13 protein-coding genes are annotated in these 18,087 nt (G+C 39.2%); all 13 read right to left on the bottom strand.

Annotation, left to right across the window (positions count from 1 at the left end):
* Positions 1-92 precede the first annotated feature (92 nt).
* The 13 genes from PVV66_RS05370 to PVV66_RS05310 all read right to left on the bottom strand — a co-directional run bounded on the left by PVV66_RS05370 (position 93) and on the right by PVV66_RS05310 (position 18,064).
* Entirely contained in the window at positions 93-614 is a 522-nt protein-coding gene (locus tag PVV66_RS05370; protein ID WP_273718133.1) for an RNA pyrophosphohydrolase, read from the bottom strand.
* A gap of 37 nt (positions 615-651) precedes the next feature.
* On the bottom strand, positions 652-1,962 hold the full coding sequence (locus tag PVV66_RS05365; RefSeq protein ID WP_273718131.1) for a S41 family peptidase: 1,311 nt from the start codon (positions 1,960-1,962) through the stop codon (positions 652-654).
* Positions 1,952-3,196, bottom strand: coding sequence for a murein hydrolase activator EnvC (locus PVV66_RS05360; protein ID WP_273718284.1), 1,245 nt, complete (start codon positions 3,194-3,196; stop codon positions 1,952-1,954). Before PVV66_RS05360 ends, PVV66_RS05365 begins: the two co-directional genes overlap by 11 nt.
* Before the next feature lie 134 nt (positions 3,197-3,330).
* Entirely contained in the window at positions 3,331-3,813 is a 483-nt protein-coding gene (gene rlmH, locus PVV66_RS05355) for a 23S rRNA (pseudouridine(1915)-N(3))-methyltransferase RlmH (RefSeq protein ID WP_273718129.1), read from the bottom strand.
* 1 nt (position 3,814) lies between these two features.
* Positions 3,815-4,204 carry a ribosome silencing factor gene (rsfS, locus tag PVV66_RS05350; RefSeq protein ID WP_273718128.1) on the bottom strand — a complete coding sequence of 130 codons (390 nt, stop codon included), beginning with the start codon at positions 4,202-4,204 and terminating at the stop codon, positions 3,815-3,817.
* Positions 4,205-4,311: 107 nt separating this feature from the next.
* Positions 4,312-4,905 carry a nicotinate-nucleotide adenylyltransferase gene (locus tag PVV66_RS05345; RefSeq protein ID WP_273718126.1) on the bottom strand — a complete coding sequence of 198 codons (594 nt, stop codon included), beginning with the start codon at positions 4,903-4,905 and terminating at the stop codon, positions 4,312-4,314.
* 29 nt (positions 4,906-4,934) lie between these two features.
* Positions 4,935-6,191 (bottom strand): glutamate-5-semialdehyde dehydrogenase, encoded by a 1,257-nt coding sequence (locus PVV66_RS05340; RefSeq protein WP_273718124.1) that lies wholly within the window; start codon positions 6,189-6,191, stop codon positions 4,935-4,937.
* Between the two features lie 44 nt (positions 6,192-6,235).
* Positions 6,236-7,375, bottom strand: a complete 1,140-nt coding sequence (proB, locus tag PVV66_RS05335) for a glutamate 5-kinase (RefSeq protein ID WP_273718283.1) — start codon at positions 7,373-7,375, stop codon at positions 6,236-6,238.
* Between the two features lies 1 nt (position 7,376).
* Entirely contained in the window at positions 7,377-8,402 is a 1,026-nt protein-coding gene (gene obgE, locus PVV66_RS05330; protein ID WP_273718122.1) for a GTPase ObgE, read from the bottom strand.
* Between the two features lie 173 nt (positions 8,403-8,575).
* A complete protein-coding gene (locus tag PVV66_RS05325; protein ID WP_273718120.1) occupies positions 8,576-9,304 on the bottom strand; it encodes an RlmE family RNA methyltransferase in 729 nt (242 codons plus the stop codon).
* 29 nt (positions 9,305-9,333) lie between these two features.
* A complete protein-coding gene (locus tag PVV66_RS05320) occupies positions 9,334-10,644 on the bottom strand; it encodes a Ppx/GppA phosphatase family protein (protein WP_273718118.1) in 1,311 nt (436 codons plus the stop codon).
* Between the two features lie 950 nt (positions 10,645-11,594).
* Positions 11,595-12,191 (bottom strand): invasion associated locus B family protein, encoded by a 597-nt coding sequence (locus PVV66_RS05315; RefSeq protein WP_273718116.1) that lies wholly within the window; start codon positions 12,189-12,191, stop codon positions 11,595-11,597.
* Entirely contained in the window at positions 12,188-18,064 is a 5,877-nt protein-coding gene (locus PVV66_RS05310) for a YadA-like family protein (protein ID WP_273760960.1), read from the bottom strand. The genes PVV66_RS05315 and PVV66_RS05310 overlap by 4 nt, the downstream gene beginning before the upstream one ends.
* Positions 18,065-18,087: the final 23 nt, after the last annotated feature.

The raw sequence follows: 18,087 nt of genomic DNA, 5'->3' as shown, positions 1-18,087 counted from the left end.
TACATAAAAGAGAAACATGATTATCATTTATAAATAATATACATCATATAAAGCATCTTAATAAAAAAAGCTTTCTCATAGTCATATAGCTTTTATAATGACCTAAGGCTACCTCGAAATTCGTTGACAACTCTCATATAAACATGCTTTTTAAAAGAAACAACAATCAAAGGAAGGGTTTCTAGATCAATCCATTTCCATTGATCGAATTCCGCTTTATTGCCGTCTGGCGGTGGATTAATTGCAATTTCAGAAAGCTCTCCCGTAAACTGAAACGCAAACCATTTTTGCATTTGCCCACGATATTTGTTGCTTAATGCGCTTCCAACAAGTTCTTGTGGAAAATCATAGTGGAACCAATTTTGCGCTTCTTTAATCAACTTTATAGATCGAATACCCGTTTCTTCATAAAGTTCACGATATGCCGCATCTAATGGCTTTTCATCTTCATCAATCCCTCCTTGAGGAAGCTGCCAACGATGCGATATTTCAATATCCGCATGAGCAGGCGTCATTAAACGACGCCCGACCCAAACTTTACCTTCATGATTAAAGACAACAATCCCAACACATCTGCGATAAGGAAGAGTCTTCAAGTTAACATCTGCATCCATTATATTCCTCAAAAGCGCAAGCTATCGATATCATTTCTCACTTTAATATATCCTTATTGGGATCTGGTGGAAATGCTGCATTCGCCAGCTCACCCCGTAACAGTTTGTAAGCCTCATTCAATTGAATATCATCCTTAGGATCTTTCGGAACAAAAGCAGCTGAACCAGATCCTTTATTGTTTTCTCGTTTCCCTTTGATATGCCCTTTTAATGCGGACTCACCAACTTTTACATCATAACCCTTATATTTTTCAGGAAGTGGTTGCTCTACAATAATATCAGGTGTGATCCCTGTTCCTTGAATAGAAGTGCCAGACGGCGTATAATAAAGTGCTGTTGTTAAACGTAAGGCACCATCTTCGCCTAGAGGAATGATCGTTTGAACAGATCCTTTACCAAAAGATTGCGTCCCTAAAATTGTTGCACGACGATGATCTTGTAGGGCACCTGCAACAATTTCAGAAGCACTTGCCGAACCACCATTAATAAGGACAATGAGTGGTTTTCCATTGATGACATCACCTGGCTTCGCATCAAATCTCGTCACATCACTCTTTTTACGGCCACGCGTTGATACAATCTCACCTTTATTGAGAAAAGCACTCGAAACATTAACAGCTTGATCTAAAAGTCCACCAGGATTAAGCCGCAAATCAAGAACATAACCTTTTAGTTTATCTTCAGGAATTTTAGATTGGATATCTTTAATCGCTGCCAGAAGATTCCCTAATGTCTGCTCAGAAAACTGAATAACTCTTAAATATCCAATGTCGCCCTCAACCCGATATTTCACCGCTTTTACCTTGATAATATCACGAATAATTTTAACTTCAAATGGCTGATCAACGCCAGAACGAATAATTGTTAAAGTAATTGGTGTTCCAGGAGCCCCTCGCATTTTATTAACAGCTTCATTCAATGTTTGACCATTCGTTTGTACATCATCAATTTTTGAAATAAGATCTCCTGCTAGAATACCTGCTTTTGAAGCGGGGGTATCATCCATCGGTGAAACAACTTTAATTAAGTTTTTTTCCATAGTGACCTCAATACCAAGACCTCCGAATTCTCCTTTCGTAGAATCCCGCATATCTTTAGCTTCTTCAGCATTCAAATAAGATGAATGGGGGTCCAGTGATGTAAGCATGCCATTGATAGCATTTTCAATAAGCTTTTTATCATCTGGAACTGTGACGTATTGCTTACGCACGCGTTCAAAAACATCGCCAAATATGGCCAATTTTTTATAGGCGTTATCTTCATTATTTGCAGCAACAGACTGCACCATAATCATTGAACAGGCGCCGAGCAATACCCCAGCGACCAAAAGAATAACTTTACGAATCATTTTGGCTCCTTCTCATTTTTTCAGTCTGCCACCAAGGAGTTGGATTTACAGGCTTTCCCTGCTTTCTAAACTCAATGTAAAGCATTGGAGAAGCTTTTCCTATATCCAATGCAACACTATTTGCAATAAATTGCATCCCCATCATACCCAGAGGCTCACCTGAAAGAACAAACTGCCCCTGTTTTACATTAATTTTCGACATTCCAGTAAGAATGATATGATAACCATTTCCAACATTGAGAATGATTAACTGTCCGTAAGAACGAAATGGCCCAGCAAAAGCAACAAAAGCATCCGCGGGCGATATAACAACAGCCCCTGACTCTGTTTCTATCGTCTCACCAAAACGCGTAATCTGCGAATTCTTATGAGAATATCGGATTCTTTTTCCTGAAACAGGAAAAAGTAAAGAACCTTTTCGGCTTTCAAAATTGGATTGCTCTAACAATTGTAAACTTTTCCGTATCTGTATTGATGAATCAGAGTTAAGTTTTGACTGACGGTCAAGCTCTAAAATCAATTCTTCCAAAGACTGCGCTTTTTTAGCAAGAGCAATATTTTTTTGTTGCTGTTCTGTAAGTTCTTTTTCTGATTTTTTTTGTAGTTTGTTTTTTTTGTCTAATAAAAGCTCTAGACGTTTTCGCTGTTCTGCTTGACTTTGCAGTTTGGTCTTTAATGCCGTATATTCCATAGTAATGGAATTGCTTAAATTGGTCAACTCCTTGAGTTTCTCTGTTAAATCTCGTGTTTTCTCTTGCATCTGAGGAATGACAGCCCCTAATAAAACAGAACTGCGCATAGAAGCCAACACATCCTCTGGCTGTATCACAAGAGCTGGAGGTGGATTTAATCCCATACGTTCTAAAATTGCAAGAACTTCTGCAAATTCAGTGCGACGACTTTTTAAACTTTGATAGACTTGTACCCGCTTTTCTATCATTTTTTCAAGCTTTTCTTCCCTTTCTGCAATATCATCTGCGACTTTACGTTCTTCTTGAGCAGCTTTTATGAGTGCATCACTCAAAACACGTTGATCTTTTTTTAAATTCTCAACTTGACGCGTAAGAAAAACAACACGCTCACGCGAAAGTGAAATATTTTGACGAATTTCTCCCAATTCTTTATGTACTTCTGTACTCCTCATTGTATCTTCCGCATGCGATGCAGAAAAGCAAAAAAACATACTCAAGAGCAGGATGACAAATATCACGCATTCCCCATATAAATATCGCATCTTTCTATGAAGAAGCTTTTTCATTTGCAAAAACCATAACACCTCATCGTATACACGAGAGATGCTTTAAACGGTGTCGGCTAAAACTATATTAATAAATATATAAATAAGTGATAAAAATTGAACAAAAATATTTAAAAACGATGATAGGGATGATGATTTGCAATGGTTACAGCACGGTAAAGTTGTTCTGTGAGAAGAATGCGTGCAATTTGATGTGGCCACGTCATAAAACCAAAAGATAAAAGAAAATCAGCACGATTCCTTATTTGTTCATTATGCCCATCAGGTCCCCCCAAAGCAATGATGACATCTCGAATGCCTTCATCACGATAACACCCTAATTTTTCAGCAAAAGCAGCTGAAGAAATCGACTCTCCACGCTCATCCAACACAATTAATCGACATTTTTCAGGTAAAAATTCAATAAGTTTTCTTCCCTCTTCCTCCATACGTTGACACGCTGTTTGAGCACGACTTTCTGGTATCTCTTGTAACTTTTTTAAATGAAATCCTACAGCTCCAGAACTTTTAGAAAAACGATCCAAATAATGCAGAACCAATTTTTGCTCTGCTCCACTTTTCATACGACCAACCGCAAAAATAGAAATTTGCATTTTAATGATCTCCGAAGAGAACCGATGTTGTATTGTTTAAATCTGGAGCCATCCATATTTTTTCTAAATTATAAAAAAGACGAATTTCCGGACGAAAAAGGTGAATGATAATATCACCTGTATCAATTAACACCCAATCACCTCCAGAAAGCCCTTCTACACGTGCAAGGCCTTGCCCACTGTCTTTCCAAATGCGTAACAAATGATCAGCAATAGAAGATACATGACGCTGGGAATTTGCTGAAGCTATGACCATATAATCAGCCAAAGATGACTTCCCTTGAATATCAATAGCAACAATATCTTCTGCTTTTGTATCTTCTAAACTCTTGAGAATAATTTCCAGACTCTCCTTAACAGAAAAAACTTCTTTTTCTGTTAAGGGCATCATATCGTAAGAGTGGTTTTGTACAACGTTTTTCAGATCAATATTCCTTTCTTATTGTTGTAGAATGTAAAAAAGCTTTCTCTAAAGAGAAGCAGAATCTTATAAATTGTTCAAGAAAAATTATTCTTCTTCAAACGAAGGTTTGTTGAAGATTGAAAAGATAAAGGTCCATGCAAATAAGTCCAAGCTGGTGGTTTTATAAAAGGTAATCGCTCACTTTCTCTCTCATCCAAACGAAACTGGTGATAAATGTGTGCCATAGGAGAAGAGAGAGCTGACTTATTGCCTAAAGGACGGTCAATAATTGCAATAGGAAGCATAGAGACAATATCACGCCATCGATACCAATGATGAATCGTTGTAAAACTATCTGCACCTATAATCCATACAAAATTTACGCCACTGTAATGATTCAGAATATGAAAAATCGTCTCGACTGATACTTTGCTCCCTATAGCCTGCTCAAAACCTGTTAAGCGAATTTTCGGATGATCAATAAGCTTAAAACTTAATTGCATCCTCTCCTCTAAAGGAAGCAACTGTGTACAATCCTTTAAAGGATTCCCTGGACTAACCATCCACCATAACTGATCAAGATGCAAACGACGAATAGCAATTTTTGCAACAAGAAGATGCCCCGCATGCGGCGGATTAAAGGAACCACCAAAAAGACCCACAACATTGGATCTTTCAACAGGTGGCATACGATTTTTCCATGGAAAAAATGGATTTTTCAAGCTCTAACCTGACCATTTCCTTTAACATGATATTGAAATGATGTCAGCTGTTCAACACCTATGGGACCACGTGCATGCATTTTTCCTGTTGCGATACCAATTTCCATTCCAAAACCAAACTCACCTCCATCAGCAAATTGTGTGGACGCATTGTGCAATAAAATAGCTGAATCCAAATGATTAAAAAAATTCTTCACCACTTCCATATCCTCAGCAATAATCGATTCCGTATGTCCTGATGAATAACGCTTAATATGAGAAATGGCTCCCTCAACCCCTTCAACCGTTTTAACAGAAAGAATAGCATCAAGATATTCATGTGACCAGTCTTCTTCAGAGGCTAATTTCACATCTGGCAGAAGAAATACAATATCTTCTGTGGCACGGATTTCACACCCCTTCTCCTGTAAAGCAGTCAAAACAGGAAGAAACTTTTTTAATGCCTCGTTGTCAATGAGAACTGTCTCAACAGCACCACATATCCCTGTCCGACGCAACTTCGCATTTAAAACAATATTGCGCGCCATATCCAAATCTGCTGATTTATCAATATAAATATGACAAAGTCCCTCTAAATGGGCAAAAATTGGAACACGTGCATCAGACTGAACGCGCGCAACAAGACTCTTTCCACCACGTGGCACGATCACATCAATCGCTCCATCCAATCCTTTGAGCATTTCCCCAACGGCAGCACGATCTGTCGTTGCAACCATTTGAATTGCATCTTTCGGTAAACCAGCGCGCTCCAAACCTTGTACTAATGCACGATGAAGAGCATGTGAAGAATGAAAACTATCCGAACCACCGCGCAAAATCGCGGCATTACCCGCTTTTAAACACAAAGCACTCGCATCAACTGTAACATTTGGGCGACTCTCATAAATAATACCAATCACACCAAGAGGTGTCCGTACACGACTTATATGAAGCCCATTGGGGCGTGTCCACGCACTCATGACCTGCCCAACCGGATCAGATAAACGAGCAACTTGGCGAACACTATCTATCATTGCACCCAAACGCAATTCATCTAATTTGAGCCGATCAACCATTGCGGCTTTCAAATTATTCTGAGCAGCCTTCTCTAAATCCAAACAATTCGCCCGTAAAATTTCATCTGAGTGAGCCTCTAGACTTAAAGCGATCATTTCCAACGCATTGTTCTTTTGCTCAGAAGAAGCAACAGCCAAAGCTGCAGCGCCAAAACGTGCTTTTTTTCCCATATCTTTCATTTGTTCTTCTAAAGTCATCGTATCATTCACTCTACCAAAACAATAAAACCAAAGTAACTTTTTTAAACAGAATTGGTCAAGCAGCGTAAAATCATATCATTACGATGCACCATAGCAGAGCGTGCCTCATACCCAAGAATAGATTCTATTTCTTCGCTTTTACGCCCTATAATGCGTACAGCTTCATCTTTGCCATAACTTACAAGTCCACGCGCAATCTCAACCCCATTTATATCAACAATAGCAACCGTATCCCCACGATGGAAATTTCCCTCAACAGCAATAACCCCTGCTGCTAATAATGATTTTCCTGATTCAAGAGCCTTAATGGCTCCTTGATCAATCGTCAAAATACCAGACGGATCTAAATGACCAGAAATCCATGTTTTCCAAGCACTAACAGATTTCTCACCGGCCGCAAAAAAACTCTTGCGTTCACCTTTGTCAATCGCCGCAAGGGGATTCATACGTTTGCCTGAAGTAATAATCATCGCCGTTCCAGCAGCATTCGCTATCTTTCCAGCATCAAGCTTGGTCTTCATTCCTCCCCGCGAAAACTCTGAAGCAGCAACATCTGCCATTTTTTCGATATCATGCGTAATGGACGCCACAAAAGGAATAAATTCAGCCGTCGGATCACAATGGGGAGACTTTGTATAAAGACCATCGATATCAGATAAGAGTATTAAAAGATCTGCGCCCATCATTGTTGCCACACGTGCAGCTAAACGATCATTATCACCATAACGAATTTCATTCGTCGCGACAGTATCATTCTCATTAATAACAGGCACTGCTCCAAAACGTAAAAGCACATTGATCGTCGCACGTGCATTGAGATAACGCCTTCGCTCTTCCGTATCAAATAAAGTGAGCAAAATTTGACCTGTTTTGAGCCCATGTTGTGCAAGCGCATCACCATAGGTTTTCGCTAATTCAATTTGTCCCAAAGCAGCACATGCCTGACTTTCTTCCAATTTCAAAGCTCCCTTAGGAAGCTGTAGCAATGTCCTTCCTAGCGCAATAGCGCCTGAAGACACCAATAATATTTCTACGCCTCCTTTGTGCAATTCAACAACATCATTAATCAAGCTTTTAAGCCATTCAACGCGTAAACCTGTCTGAGGATCAACCAAAAGTGCAGATCCAATCTTGACCACGATACGTTTATAGTGTGTGAGTTTTTGCAATCCAACAGCCATCTCAATCAATCCTGCTATCCCCACCCATCTCCTCTTTGCGTGACATCTCAATAATATGTGCACCAGCACGCAGTACATTTTCTAAACCTTCGCGACTAACAGCCGAAAACATCATAACAGGTTGATCCGTTTCTCTTTGCAAAGCTTCCTGCTTCATTTTACGCTCTTCAATCGTGAGCGTATCTATCTGGCTTAACGCGACAATTTCAGTTTTATCACTTAGATTATTTCCATAGGCCTCAAGTTCATGACGCACAATTTGATATGCTTTTGCAACATCTTCTTCTTGAGCAGAAATCAAATGAAGGAGGACCCGACAACGTTCCACATGTCCTAAAAAACGGTCTCCAATTCCCACCCCTTCATGGGCTCCTTCGATCAACCCCGGAATATCAGCCAAAACAAATTCACGACCATCAATTCGTACAACACCAAGATGAGGATGGAGAGTGGTAAAAGGATAATCTGCAACTTTTGGCTTTGCTGCCGTTACAGAAGCTAAAAAAGTTGATTTTCCGGCATTGGGTAAACCAATAAGCCCCGCATCAGCAATTAACTTCAAACGAAGCCATATAGCACGCTCTTCTCCAGCTAAACCTGGATTTGCGCGACGCGGTGCCCGATTTGTCGATGTTGTAAAATGAAGATTACCAAAACCGCCATTCCCTCCTTTCGCAAGGCGATAGCGCTGTCCCACTTGTGTTAAATCACAGATTAACGTTGTATTATCTTCTTCAAAAATTTGCGTCCCAACCGGAACTTTAAGGATGACATCATCACCCTTCTCACCCGTCATATTACGCCCCTTGCCATGCCCCCCTGTTTTTGCTTTAAAATGCTGTTGGTAGCGATAATCAATCAGCGTGTTAAGCCCATCAACAACAAGAGCCCAGACATCACCACCCCGTCCTCCATTCCCTCCATCTGGTCCCCCAAATTCTATGAATTTTTCACGGCGAAATGATACTGCTCCAGAACCTCCATTACCAGAACGAATATAAACTTTAGCTTGATCAAGAAATTTCATTGGAAGCACTCACTGAGGAATCACTTTCTCTACCTCTATAGGCAATACATTAATTTTACCAGTTTTTCATCATTGATAACAGAAAAACTGTCACTATTGCTGATAACTCTTTGAGAAAAAAGTCATCCCATTTAAATAGGTTAAGTAAAGTGAAGCCTTCTTAAAAGAAGGCGCTATTCTTGTATTTTTGTTTTTCCCTTAAATTCAAGTGCTAGAAGATAAAGCTCCACGGATTCTGATCGGCTTGCGGGTGGTTTAACATGATAGACTTTTTTAAAATGCTGTTTTAACATTGCGAGAAGAGTATTTTCTGCTCCTCCTTGAAAGGCCTTTGCTAAAAAATGTCCCCCAGGCTTCAAAACCGAAAGAGCAAAATCAGCTGCAACTTCACATAAATAAATCGTTCTTAAATGATCCGTCTGACGATGACCTGTTGTTGGCGCCGCCATATCAGAAAGAACCACATCGGGTTTTGTTCCTAGAGTTTCAATTAATTTCTGCGGTGCATCTGCATGTAAAAAATCCATTTCTAGCATCGCAACTCTAGGCAATGGATCAACATGCAAATAATCAATACCAACAACACTAGGTTTTTCATCACTTGATCCTACTATGCGCTCAGCTACCTGACACCATCCCCCCGGTGCTGCCCCTAGATCAATAACTTTTTGACCTTTTTTCAGAAACTTATAACGCTCATTAATTTCAATGAGTTTATAAGCCGCGCGCGAACGATAACCATCTACTTTTGATTGATGAACATAAGGATCATTCAAATGCCTCTCTAACCATCGCCGTGATGAAGCTTTAATGGTTCCAGTTTTCTTTTTTACGCGCTGATATAATTCATGTGATCCTGAACCTCCATAGCCACCCGTTGGGGTTTTGGTTGTTTTTTTCATCTGTATTCATTGTCTCCACATTTAATTCTTTAACGCTTGAAATCTCTGCTCTTTCTACGACGACACCACACACCATCGCGTAACATCAGCTCTATCAAAATTCCTTCCCTTAATCCACGATCAGCAACTCTTAAACGCTGACTTGGCCAAACTTCTCGAATAACATCTAAAATTGCACAACCAGCTAAAACTAAATCTGCCCTCTCTCGCCCAATAAAAGGATTTATGACACGTTTTTCTATATCCCATGACAATAAGCGTTTTGTCATAAGAGTAATATCTGCATCATCCATCCAAATGCCATCTACTTTCCTCCTATCATAACGCTCTAAATTAAGATACATCCCTGCTAAAGTCGTAACCGTACCGGAGGTTCCCAAAAGATGAAACTTCGATCCTTGCGCTAACTCTCCTAATTTATGACGATCTGAAAAATTATTTAACAACCCTCGCACATAACTTTTCATTTTTTCAAAATCATCTAAACTAATATTATTCCCTCCAAAACGTTCAGCAAGCGTAACAACACCAACAGGAAGAGAAGTCCAAGCAGTAATTTGTCCAGCTAAACGAAAAGAACGCTTTTGAGAAACATCAAGGAGCACAATTTCTGATGATCCTCCTCCAATATCAAAAAGCACAATTGCTTCAGTATTTGGTTCAACAAGTGTACTACATCCTGTAACAGCAAAACGTGCTTCTGTTTGCCGATCAACAATTTCTAATTCAAGACCTGTCTCATCCAAAACACGCTGAATAAAATGTCTACCGTTTTCTGCTGAACGGCAAGCTTCCGTTGCAATCAAGCGATAACGCTTAATATGCCTTTGTTTTAGCTTTAAATGACAAATCTTTAATGCTTCAATCGCACGATCCATAGCTTGTGTATTAAGAAAACCATTATTTATTAAACCTTCTCCCAATCGTACAATACGAGAAAAAGCATCAACAACACGAAAATATCCAGGTTTGCTAGGAGATGCGATAAGAAGACGACAATTATTCGTTCCCAAATCAAGAGCCGCATAAAGAGGTGGAGATTTTACTTGAGAAAACCGTCGGAGAAAAGGCGCTTTGAGTTTTTTTGTTTTTTGAGCACCTATCATTGTCTGACTATAAAATTCAAAAGCTGTCTCCGATTGAATCAAAACCTGTTTCTGTTTACAATGTCTTTTTCTCTGTTGCCTCTTTATATCAACAAGGATAGAGCATGCCTCTGTTCGTGACAATTCAGAACGATTATTTCTATCATTCTCACACTGGTCATACAACTGATTTACTTCGGTATCATATGACTCTCCTTGCTTTATCTCTTTTGAACCATAATTTAACGGGGTCATTTCTCTTATCCCTTGAGCGTTTCCCCCAATAAATAAACGCGAAAACTCTTCTGCTCATTCCTAAATAAAGCAACAATGCAGCATCAAATGATAAAATACAAGAAACCATTCCCTTTTTTCTTATCATCGAAATTTTCTACGCTAGTATCATTCAAATTTTGTATAATCCTTTGATGTTTCCGTGAAGTCATACTTCTCTTTATGAACTTAAAACTATAAATTAATCGTTTACGTTCACATCAATTTCGTAAATTATGCTATTTTTATATCATTCACACGAAGTATAGCTCTATTGTAACAAACCAGTACCTTCATACTCTTTGCTAACGCTTAAGGTTGCAACAACCTATATATTGATAGAGTTTATAAGAAAAAATTTTTCTTTTTTTTAATCGCGTTATCCACAAACGGACCTCGTTTGTTATATGCAACAAAATGGCTTTGATTATGCTAGAAGAAAAGCTTCATGGTCCTACAAAATATAATTACGATAGTCGTTATCTCGTGAATACAAAGAAAAATTATCATTCAAAAAATTCTCTAGGATTATAAATTTACTTGTTATTATAATATTTCAATTGAAAAATATTAATCTTTAATCAGACTGCTTTAAAAAGCCATATGAAACTTCGAAAAAATCCTAGCCTGCTTCTTATTAGTAAGGAAGCCATATTTCTATTTATTTAAAATTGAGTATTTCTAATCACTTTTTATTGCTAACAACTAACGCCATCACTCTTAAGATTTGTGGAACGCTCTAACCTAATTTTCTATTATATAAAGCACTCATTGTGGCTTTAACTTCATAAAACTCCCACTCTTTCGAATAAATCACCTCTCTATCATATTACATAAAACTTCTCACTTATTGCACCTTATAATTTACATTCAAAAATATAACACAACGATTTATGAAAAAATGTCTCTTGTTAAAAATACTCAATGAATTTCTAAGGGCGCAAAGAATTAAGCGCTGCGTTTAATCCTTTAAATGGCACAGTAAAAGAAAATACCTTTCCCTCTTTAAGTTTATAGGAAATACGTACTGTATTGTCCTGCTCTATTTGTTTAGTAAGAACCGGCCCTACTGGTGATTGTGCCAAACAAACCGTTTCATTACACTGCGTATAATGAATAAGAACAGGTTTTTTTACACCTTTCACAAACATTTGAATCGGAACATTTATATCAGAATTTGGTAATGTTCGAAAAAGAATCACTGCTTGACCATTTGTCGTAGAAACAAGAGACCAACTAAAAACGGTATTTCCTTCCTGATCATGAACAGTCTGTGTCACATTACATATACCTTGCTTAAGCTTTTGTTTTTCATCACAAATCAAAGTCCAGTCATAAAACTGCATAATAATTCGACGTGTTTCACCTGGTTCTCCTCTAGGTATCGATAAGTGCGGTGGATGCACTGTATAAATATTATTGTTCTCGTTAGCAAAGCTTTCGCTCTTGCCTATTAAGACAAGAGCAAACAGAACTTTTATTAACATACTTCTCTTTTTTACAATAGCAGCCATTTTTTCTATTATCATCTCAACCTCAGAGTAATTCCAGCACCTATCCCCCAGTGACCTCCAGCACTCGTAATAGATACATTCGACCGAATATTTCCATCTTCAGATGTATAACCAGCCCCAATAGCAAATGCGGATTGACTGCGCCACAAACCACTACCAAATGAAACACTTAAAGATCCTGGTATATCATAGTAACGTAAGTTGGATACCGCTAAACCAATCGCTGCTGCTTGTCTTGCTTCCTTGCGAACATCCTCAACAGCATAATTTAGCGTCTCAAACTTCATATCCGTATACGAATTAGCCTCATTAACGCCATCTTTTACAATATTAGAAACTTGTTTATCCGTATACTTTTTGGCATCTTCAAGAACCGTCTTCATCTGCTGTTCTGTGTAATCATGTAACTGACCTCCATTAACAGCTTCTTTCGAACCATTTTCAATCTTTCCATCCGCTACATTGTCTATTAACACTGGAGAACTGTCATCGCCACCAACCAACGTAACTTTGTTGGTCTTGTTACCATCAGCATCTTTATCATACTGAACAGAGCCCTCCGTAAATTTAGTTTCAATATCCTTGACCTGATCTGTAATCATCTGCTGGGTTTTCCAAAGCTGACCTCCATTAACTGCTTCTTTCGAATCTTCGTCTACTTTCCCATCCTCTACATTGATAATCTTACTAGGACTCTTAACCCCCTGATCATCAGCGTGAGACGCATCATAGCTCCCTTCCTTTTCATTCCAATTCAGACCATTCGAAGAAACATCCTTTTCAACTTCTTTTATACGATCGTTGATTGTGCTCATGCTGTCATTAACAACATCAAATGCTTCAGAAACACTCTTACGCTCTTCTTTATCACCTTTCGTACCATCTTCATTGAATGCTTGAACGTAGAATGTGGGGGCTTGCCAGTTCCCTTCCTTATCATAACCAGCTCCTCCACCAAAATAGGAGGCAAAGCTCTGTTGAAGAGTATAAATCTGACCACCATTAATTGCATCCGTTGAATCTTCTGATATCTTACCTTCCGCAAGGAACGTGATCTTGCTGTTGTCCTTTTTACCTTCTTCTCCATGTTGCGCTACAAACGCACCGGCATCATCACTCCACAACAACGCATTCTGCTCAATGTTGTCTGAAATCTCATTATGAAGATTCTTGAAAACCTTATTGATACCGGCAAACGCAGCTGCAATGCTATCATAATCCTCCTCTTCAAAGCTGCCATCTTCTTGGAAAGTCATTATCTTGAAACCTGGAAGGCTCCATTCTCCATCAACATACTTAGCATCACCACCAAAATACGTCGCTAGAGACTGATTCAGATCATAAATCTGTCCACCATTAACCGCATCACTCGAGCCCGATGCTATAGAGCCATCCGCAAGTGAGGTGATCTTGCTGGCTGTCTTCTCACCATCTTTTTCTCCATGCTGCGCTACAAAGGCACCTGTAGTCTTGTCCCACAACAAGGCATCGCCTTGCACAGATTCTGTGATGTTCGTGACTTTTTCATTAAAGTCTTTAACAATGTTCTGAACATTCTTATCAATTCCTGCAAACGCTTCCGCTACATTATGATGTTCCTGTGGATCACCTTCCGTACCATCTGCATTGTAGGTTTTAAGCGTGAACGTTGGTTCGCTCCATTCGTCATCTTCATACTTCATTTCACCACCAAAATACTTGGCTAGCGTCTGATTCAAAGAATAAATCTGTCCACCATTAACCGCATCACTCGAGCCCGATGCTATAGAGCCATCCGCAAGTGAGGTGATCTTGCTGGCTGTCTTCTCACCATCTTTTTCTCCATGCTGCGCTACAAAGGCACCTTTATCATTGCTCCAGTTCAAAGAATCCTGAGAAACACTTTCAGAAACATCCTTAATACGCTGGTTTACATTCTTGACACTAGTATCAAGCCCTTCAAAAGCTGTACCAACATCTTTAAATTCGCCCTCTTCTACCTTACCCTCTGTAGAAATCTTAGATAATTTATAAGTGGGATCAGTAAACGTGCCATCGCTAAATTTTGCATCACCACCCAAAAATTTAGCAACATCCTGAGAGATTGCATCAATCTGATTACCATTGATAACATCATGAGAATCTTTGGCAATCTTACCATCGGCAACATTATGTAATGCAACTTGACCTTTACTTGGGTCTCCAAAAGTCACACTATCTTTGTTAACTTTACGAGCTGATCTTGTAAATCCGCGGACGTCATCTGAAGCTTCTTCCTCATCATAATCATAGAAAACTGCAGCTGAACGCACCTCTTTAATTTCATCAGAAAGTTTCGTTACATTTTTATCAAGCTGACCCTTGTTAACTGCCTCATCGTCCTGTTCTGCCTCCTTCACGCCAGAAAGAGTGCGACTCTTACTGTCTTTATCGGCAATAGTGATTGCAGCACCATCTTTTTCGCCACCAATTTTGATAACCTTTGTTTCGGCATCTTGCTTAACAAGGCTATCGCTTACTACATTAGTAATATCATTTTTAATATTCGTGAATGAGCTGCTAACATCAGCAAAGGCATCCGCTACATTATCATAACTCTTCTCTTCACTAGGAGTGCCATCTGAATTAATGGTTTTAAGTTTGAAACTTGGCGCTGCCCATTCTCCCTTATCATTATATCCAGCACCACCGCCAAAATATGAAGCAACCGTCTTATTCAATGAATAAATCTGTCCACCCGTAACCGCATCCGTTGAGTGTTCAGAAATCTCTCCATTTTGAAGAGAGGTAATCTTGCTGTTTGTCTTTTCACCATCTTTTTCTCCATGCTGCGCTACAAACGCTTTTGCACTATCACTCCACAATAGTGCATTCTGCTTAATATTTTCAGTAACCTCCGTATTGCTTTGAGTAACCTCTTTTTGAAGATTCTCAAAAGACGTACCTACTCCCGCAAAGGCTGAAACTATATCATCATAGCTGCTCTCTTCAACAGCACTGCCATCTTCTTTAACTGTCTTAACTTTGAAGCTTGGGGCTACCCATTTGCCACTCTCATAGCTAGCTTCTCCTCCTAAAGACTTTGCAACACTGCTCCCTAGTGTATAAAGCTGTCCACCCGTAACCGCATCACTCGAGCCTGATGCTATAGAACCATCCGCAACATTATGGAGACCCACAGCTGTAGAATCCTTACCTTTACCCAAAGTCACACTTGTATAATTAATGCCGCCATTTTCTCCATCTTTTTTATCATAATGAACAACGGCTGATTCATCAGATTGAAGATTATCAGAAAGATCTTTTAAACTTTTATCAAGCTGACCTTTATTAACAGCTTCATTATCATTCTCTGCTTTCTTTACACCAGAAAGAGTCCGATCTTCTTTATTCTTGTTGGCTATATTGATTTCACCCCCACCTGTTTCTGCTCCAACAGTAATACGATTAGTTTTGTCTTCTTGCTTCACAAGGCTATCACTTATCATAGTGCTAATCTCATCATGAATACTCTTGAAAGAAGATCCAACACCAGATAAAGCATCTGCTACATTGTTATAGGACTCCTCACCAATATCGCCATCAGAGCCGATTTGCTTAACTTTGAAGCTAGGATCTGTCCATTGGCCATCCTTATATTCAGCTCCACCGCCAAAATAGGTCGCAAGCGTATTGCTCATTGAATAAAGCTGACCACCTGTAATAGCATCTGTCGAATCCTTAGAAACATCACCATCTAAAAGAAATGTAATCTTGCTGTTTTCTTGAGTTGCTACAGCTCTGCTTTTTTCACCTTTGCTCTTTTCATGACGCGCTACAAAGGCATTGGCCTCATCATTCCACAACAAGGAATCATGCGCAACGCCCTCTGAGACTTCCTTAATACGATCGTTCACAATCTGGATATTATCATCAAGTCCTTTAAAGGCCAAACCAACATCCTCATAGGTTTTGTCATCTACCTTACCATCTTTAGAAACTGTCGATAAGTCATACTTTGGTCCTTTAAAGCTTTCACCATCAAAGGATACAGTACCACCTAAAATCTTTGATAAATCATCTGTAATAGTATGAAGCTGTCCACCCGTAACCGCATCGCTCGAGCCTGATGCTATAGAACCAGCCGCAAGTGATGTGATCCTGCTGCTTGTTTTGCTTTCCTTATCCCCATGCAAGGCTACAAACGCTTTTTCACTTTCATTCCATAACAAGGCATCACCTTGGACTTCTTGCGTAATATTCGTTAGTTTTTCATTAAAATTTTTGATCTCATTCGTTAGATGAGTATTCACATTCTTGACACTCGTATCAAGACCAGCAAACGCACTACCAACATCGCTATATGACTTTTCTGTTGCCGTACCATCGTCAGTAATATTAGAAATATTATAAGTCGGAGCGGTAAAAACACCCTCTGTAAATGTTGCACTACCACCTAAATATGTCGCAGCCTTATCGCCTAATGAATGAAGCTGCGAACCATTTACTGCTTCATTTGAAGCTTCAGCAACATTACCATTACCGACATTACGTAAACTAACAGTACCTTCCTTTGGATTTCCAAAAGTCACACTGGTTTGTTTCGCTTTACGCGCTGATCTCATAAGTGGATTGATCTCTTCTGAATCCTCTTCTGTATCGTAATCATAAAAAACCGCCACAGAACGAACATCTTCAATATCTTTAGAAAGTTTATCCACGTTCTCATCAAGCTGCGCTTTATTAACGGCTTCATTGTCCTTCGTTGCTGTTTTCACACCGGAAAGCGTTCTATCCCCTCTATCCTTATCCGAAATACTGATACTCGTACCTTCTTTTTCGCCACCAATCTTGATCAGATTTGCCTTTTCATCAAACTTAACAAGGCTATCGCCTTTCACATTGGCAATTTCATTGGTAATCTCATTTTTTACATTTGTGAGGGAAGTGCCAACACCCGCTAAAGCTTCAGCTACATTTCCATAACTCTTCTCTTCAGAGTTGCCATCATCTTTGACTGTTGTAACCTTGAAGCTTGGGGCTGCCCATTGACCATTCTCATACTTAGCATCACCGCCTAAATAAGTAGAAACCTTACTATTTGTCTCAAAAAGCTGCGAACCATTTACTGCTTCATTTGAATCCTTGGCAATATTACCATTTCCAACATTACGCAAACTAACAGTACCTTCCTTTGGATTTCCAAAAGTCACACTGGTTTGTTTCGCTTTACGCGCTGATCTCATAAGTGGATTGATCTCTTCTGTATCGTAATCATAAAAAACCGCCACAGAACGAACATCTTCAATATCTTTAGAAAGTTTATCCACGTTCTCATCAAGCTGCGCTTTATTAACGGCTTCATTGGACTTTTCTGCTTTCTTTACGCCTGAAAGGATTCTATCCTTATTCCCCTTATCTGCAATATTGATTGCAGAACCATCTTTTTCTCCACCAATCCTGACTAGTTGTTTCTCTTCATCCCACTTAACAAGACTATCACCTTTTACATTGGTAATTTCATTCTTAATCTCTTTATGAAGATCTGAAAAAGAACTATTCACACCTTCAAAAGCAGCTGCTACACTTGAATAACTTTCATCTGTTGTACTACCATCAGATGCAAATTTTTTAATCTTGAAACTGGGTTCTGTCCATTGACCATTCTCGTACTTAGCTCCACCACCCAAATACTTTAAAATTTCGCCGCCCATTGAATAAAGCTGACCACCTGTAATAGCGTCTGTCGAATCCTTAGAAACATCACCAGCGTGCAGAAATGTAATCTTGCTGTTTTCTTGGGTTGCTACAGCTCTACCTTTTTCACCTTTGCTCTTTTCATGACGCGCTACAAAAGCATGAGCGTCATCACTCCATAACAAGGAATCATGTGCAACACTTTCAGACACTTCCTTAATACGATCATTCACATTCTTGATATTCGTATCAAGAC

The sequence above is a fragment of the Bartonella sp. AU16XJBT genome, from assembly GCF_028618665.1.
Classification (GTDB): Bacteria; Pseudomonadota; Alphaproteobacteria; order Rhizobiales; family Rhizobiaceae; genus Bartonella.
Note: the sequence above shows the minus strand (reverse complement) of the source record. Positions and strands in the feature narration are given on the sequence as shown.

Bases quoted from the DNA above. Each gene is read 5' to 3' on its own strand.
- PVV66_RS05370 (WP_273718133.1), bottom strand. From the start codon at position 614: ATGGATGCAGATGTTAACTTGAAGACTCTTCCTTATCGCAGATGTGTT.
- PVV66_RS05365 (WP_273718131.1), bottom strand. From the start codon at position 1,962: ATGATTCGTAAAGTTATTCTTTTGGTCGCTGGGGTATTGCTCGGCGCC.
- PVV66_RS05360 (WP_273718284.1), bottom strand. From the start codon at position 3,196: ATGCGATATTTATATGGGGAATGCGTGATATTTGTCATCCTGCTCTTG.
- rlmH (WP_273718129.1), bottom strand. From the start codon at position 3,813: ATGCAAATTTCTATTTTTGCGGTTGGTCGTATGAAAAGTGGAGCAGAG.
- rsfS (WP_273718128.1), bottom strand. From the start codon at position 4,204: ATGATGCCCTTAACAGAAAAAGAAGTTTTTTCTGTTAAGGAGAGTCTG.
- PVV66_RS05345 (WP_273718126.1), bottom strand. From the start codon at position 4,905: ATGCCACCTGTTGAAAGATCCAATGTTGTGGGTCTTTTTGGTGGTTCC.
- PVV66_RS05340 (WP_273718124.1), bottom strand. From the start codon at position 6,191: ATGACTTTAGAAGAACAAATGAAAGATATGGGAAAAAAAGCACGTTTT.
- proB (WP_273718283.1), bottom strand. From the start codon at position 7,375: ATGGCTGTTGGATTGCAAAAACTCACACACTATAAACGTATCGTGGTC.
- obgE (WP_273718122.1), bottom strand. From the start codon at position 8,402: ATGAAATTTCTTGATCAAGCTAAAGTTTATATTCGTTCTGGTAATGGA.
- PVV66_RS05325 (WP_273718120.1), bottom strand. From the start codon at position 9,304: ATGAAAAAAACAACCAAAACCCCAACGGGTGGCTATGGAGGTTCAGGA.
- PVV66_RS05320 (WP_273718118.1), bottom strand. From the start codon at position 10,644: ATGACCCCGTTAAATTATGGTTCAAAAGAGATAAAGCAAGGAGAGTCA.
- PVV66_RS05315 (WP_273718116.1), bottom strand. From the start codon at position 12,191: ATGATAATAGAAAAAATGGCTGCTATTGTAAAAAAGAGAAGTATGTTA.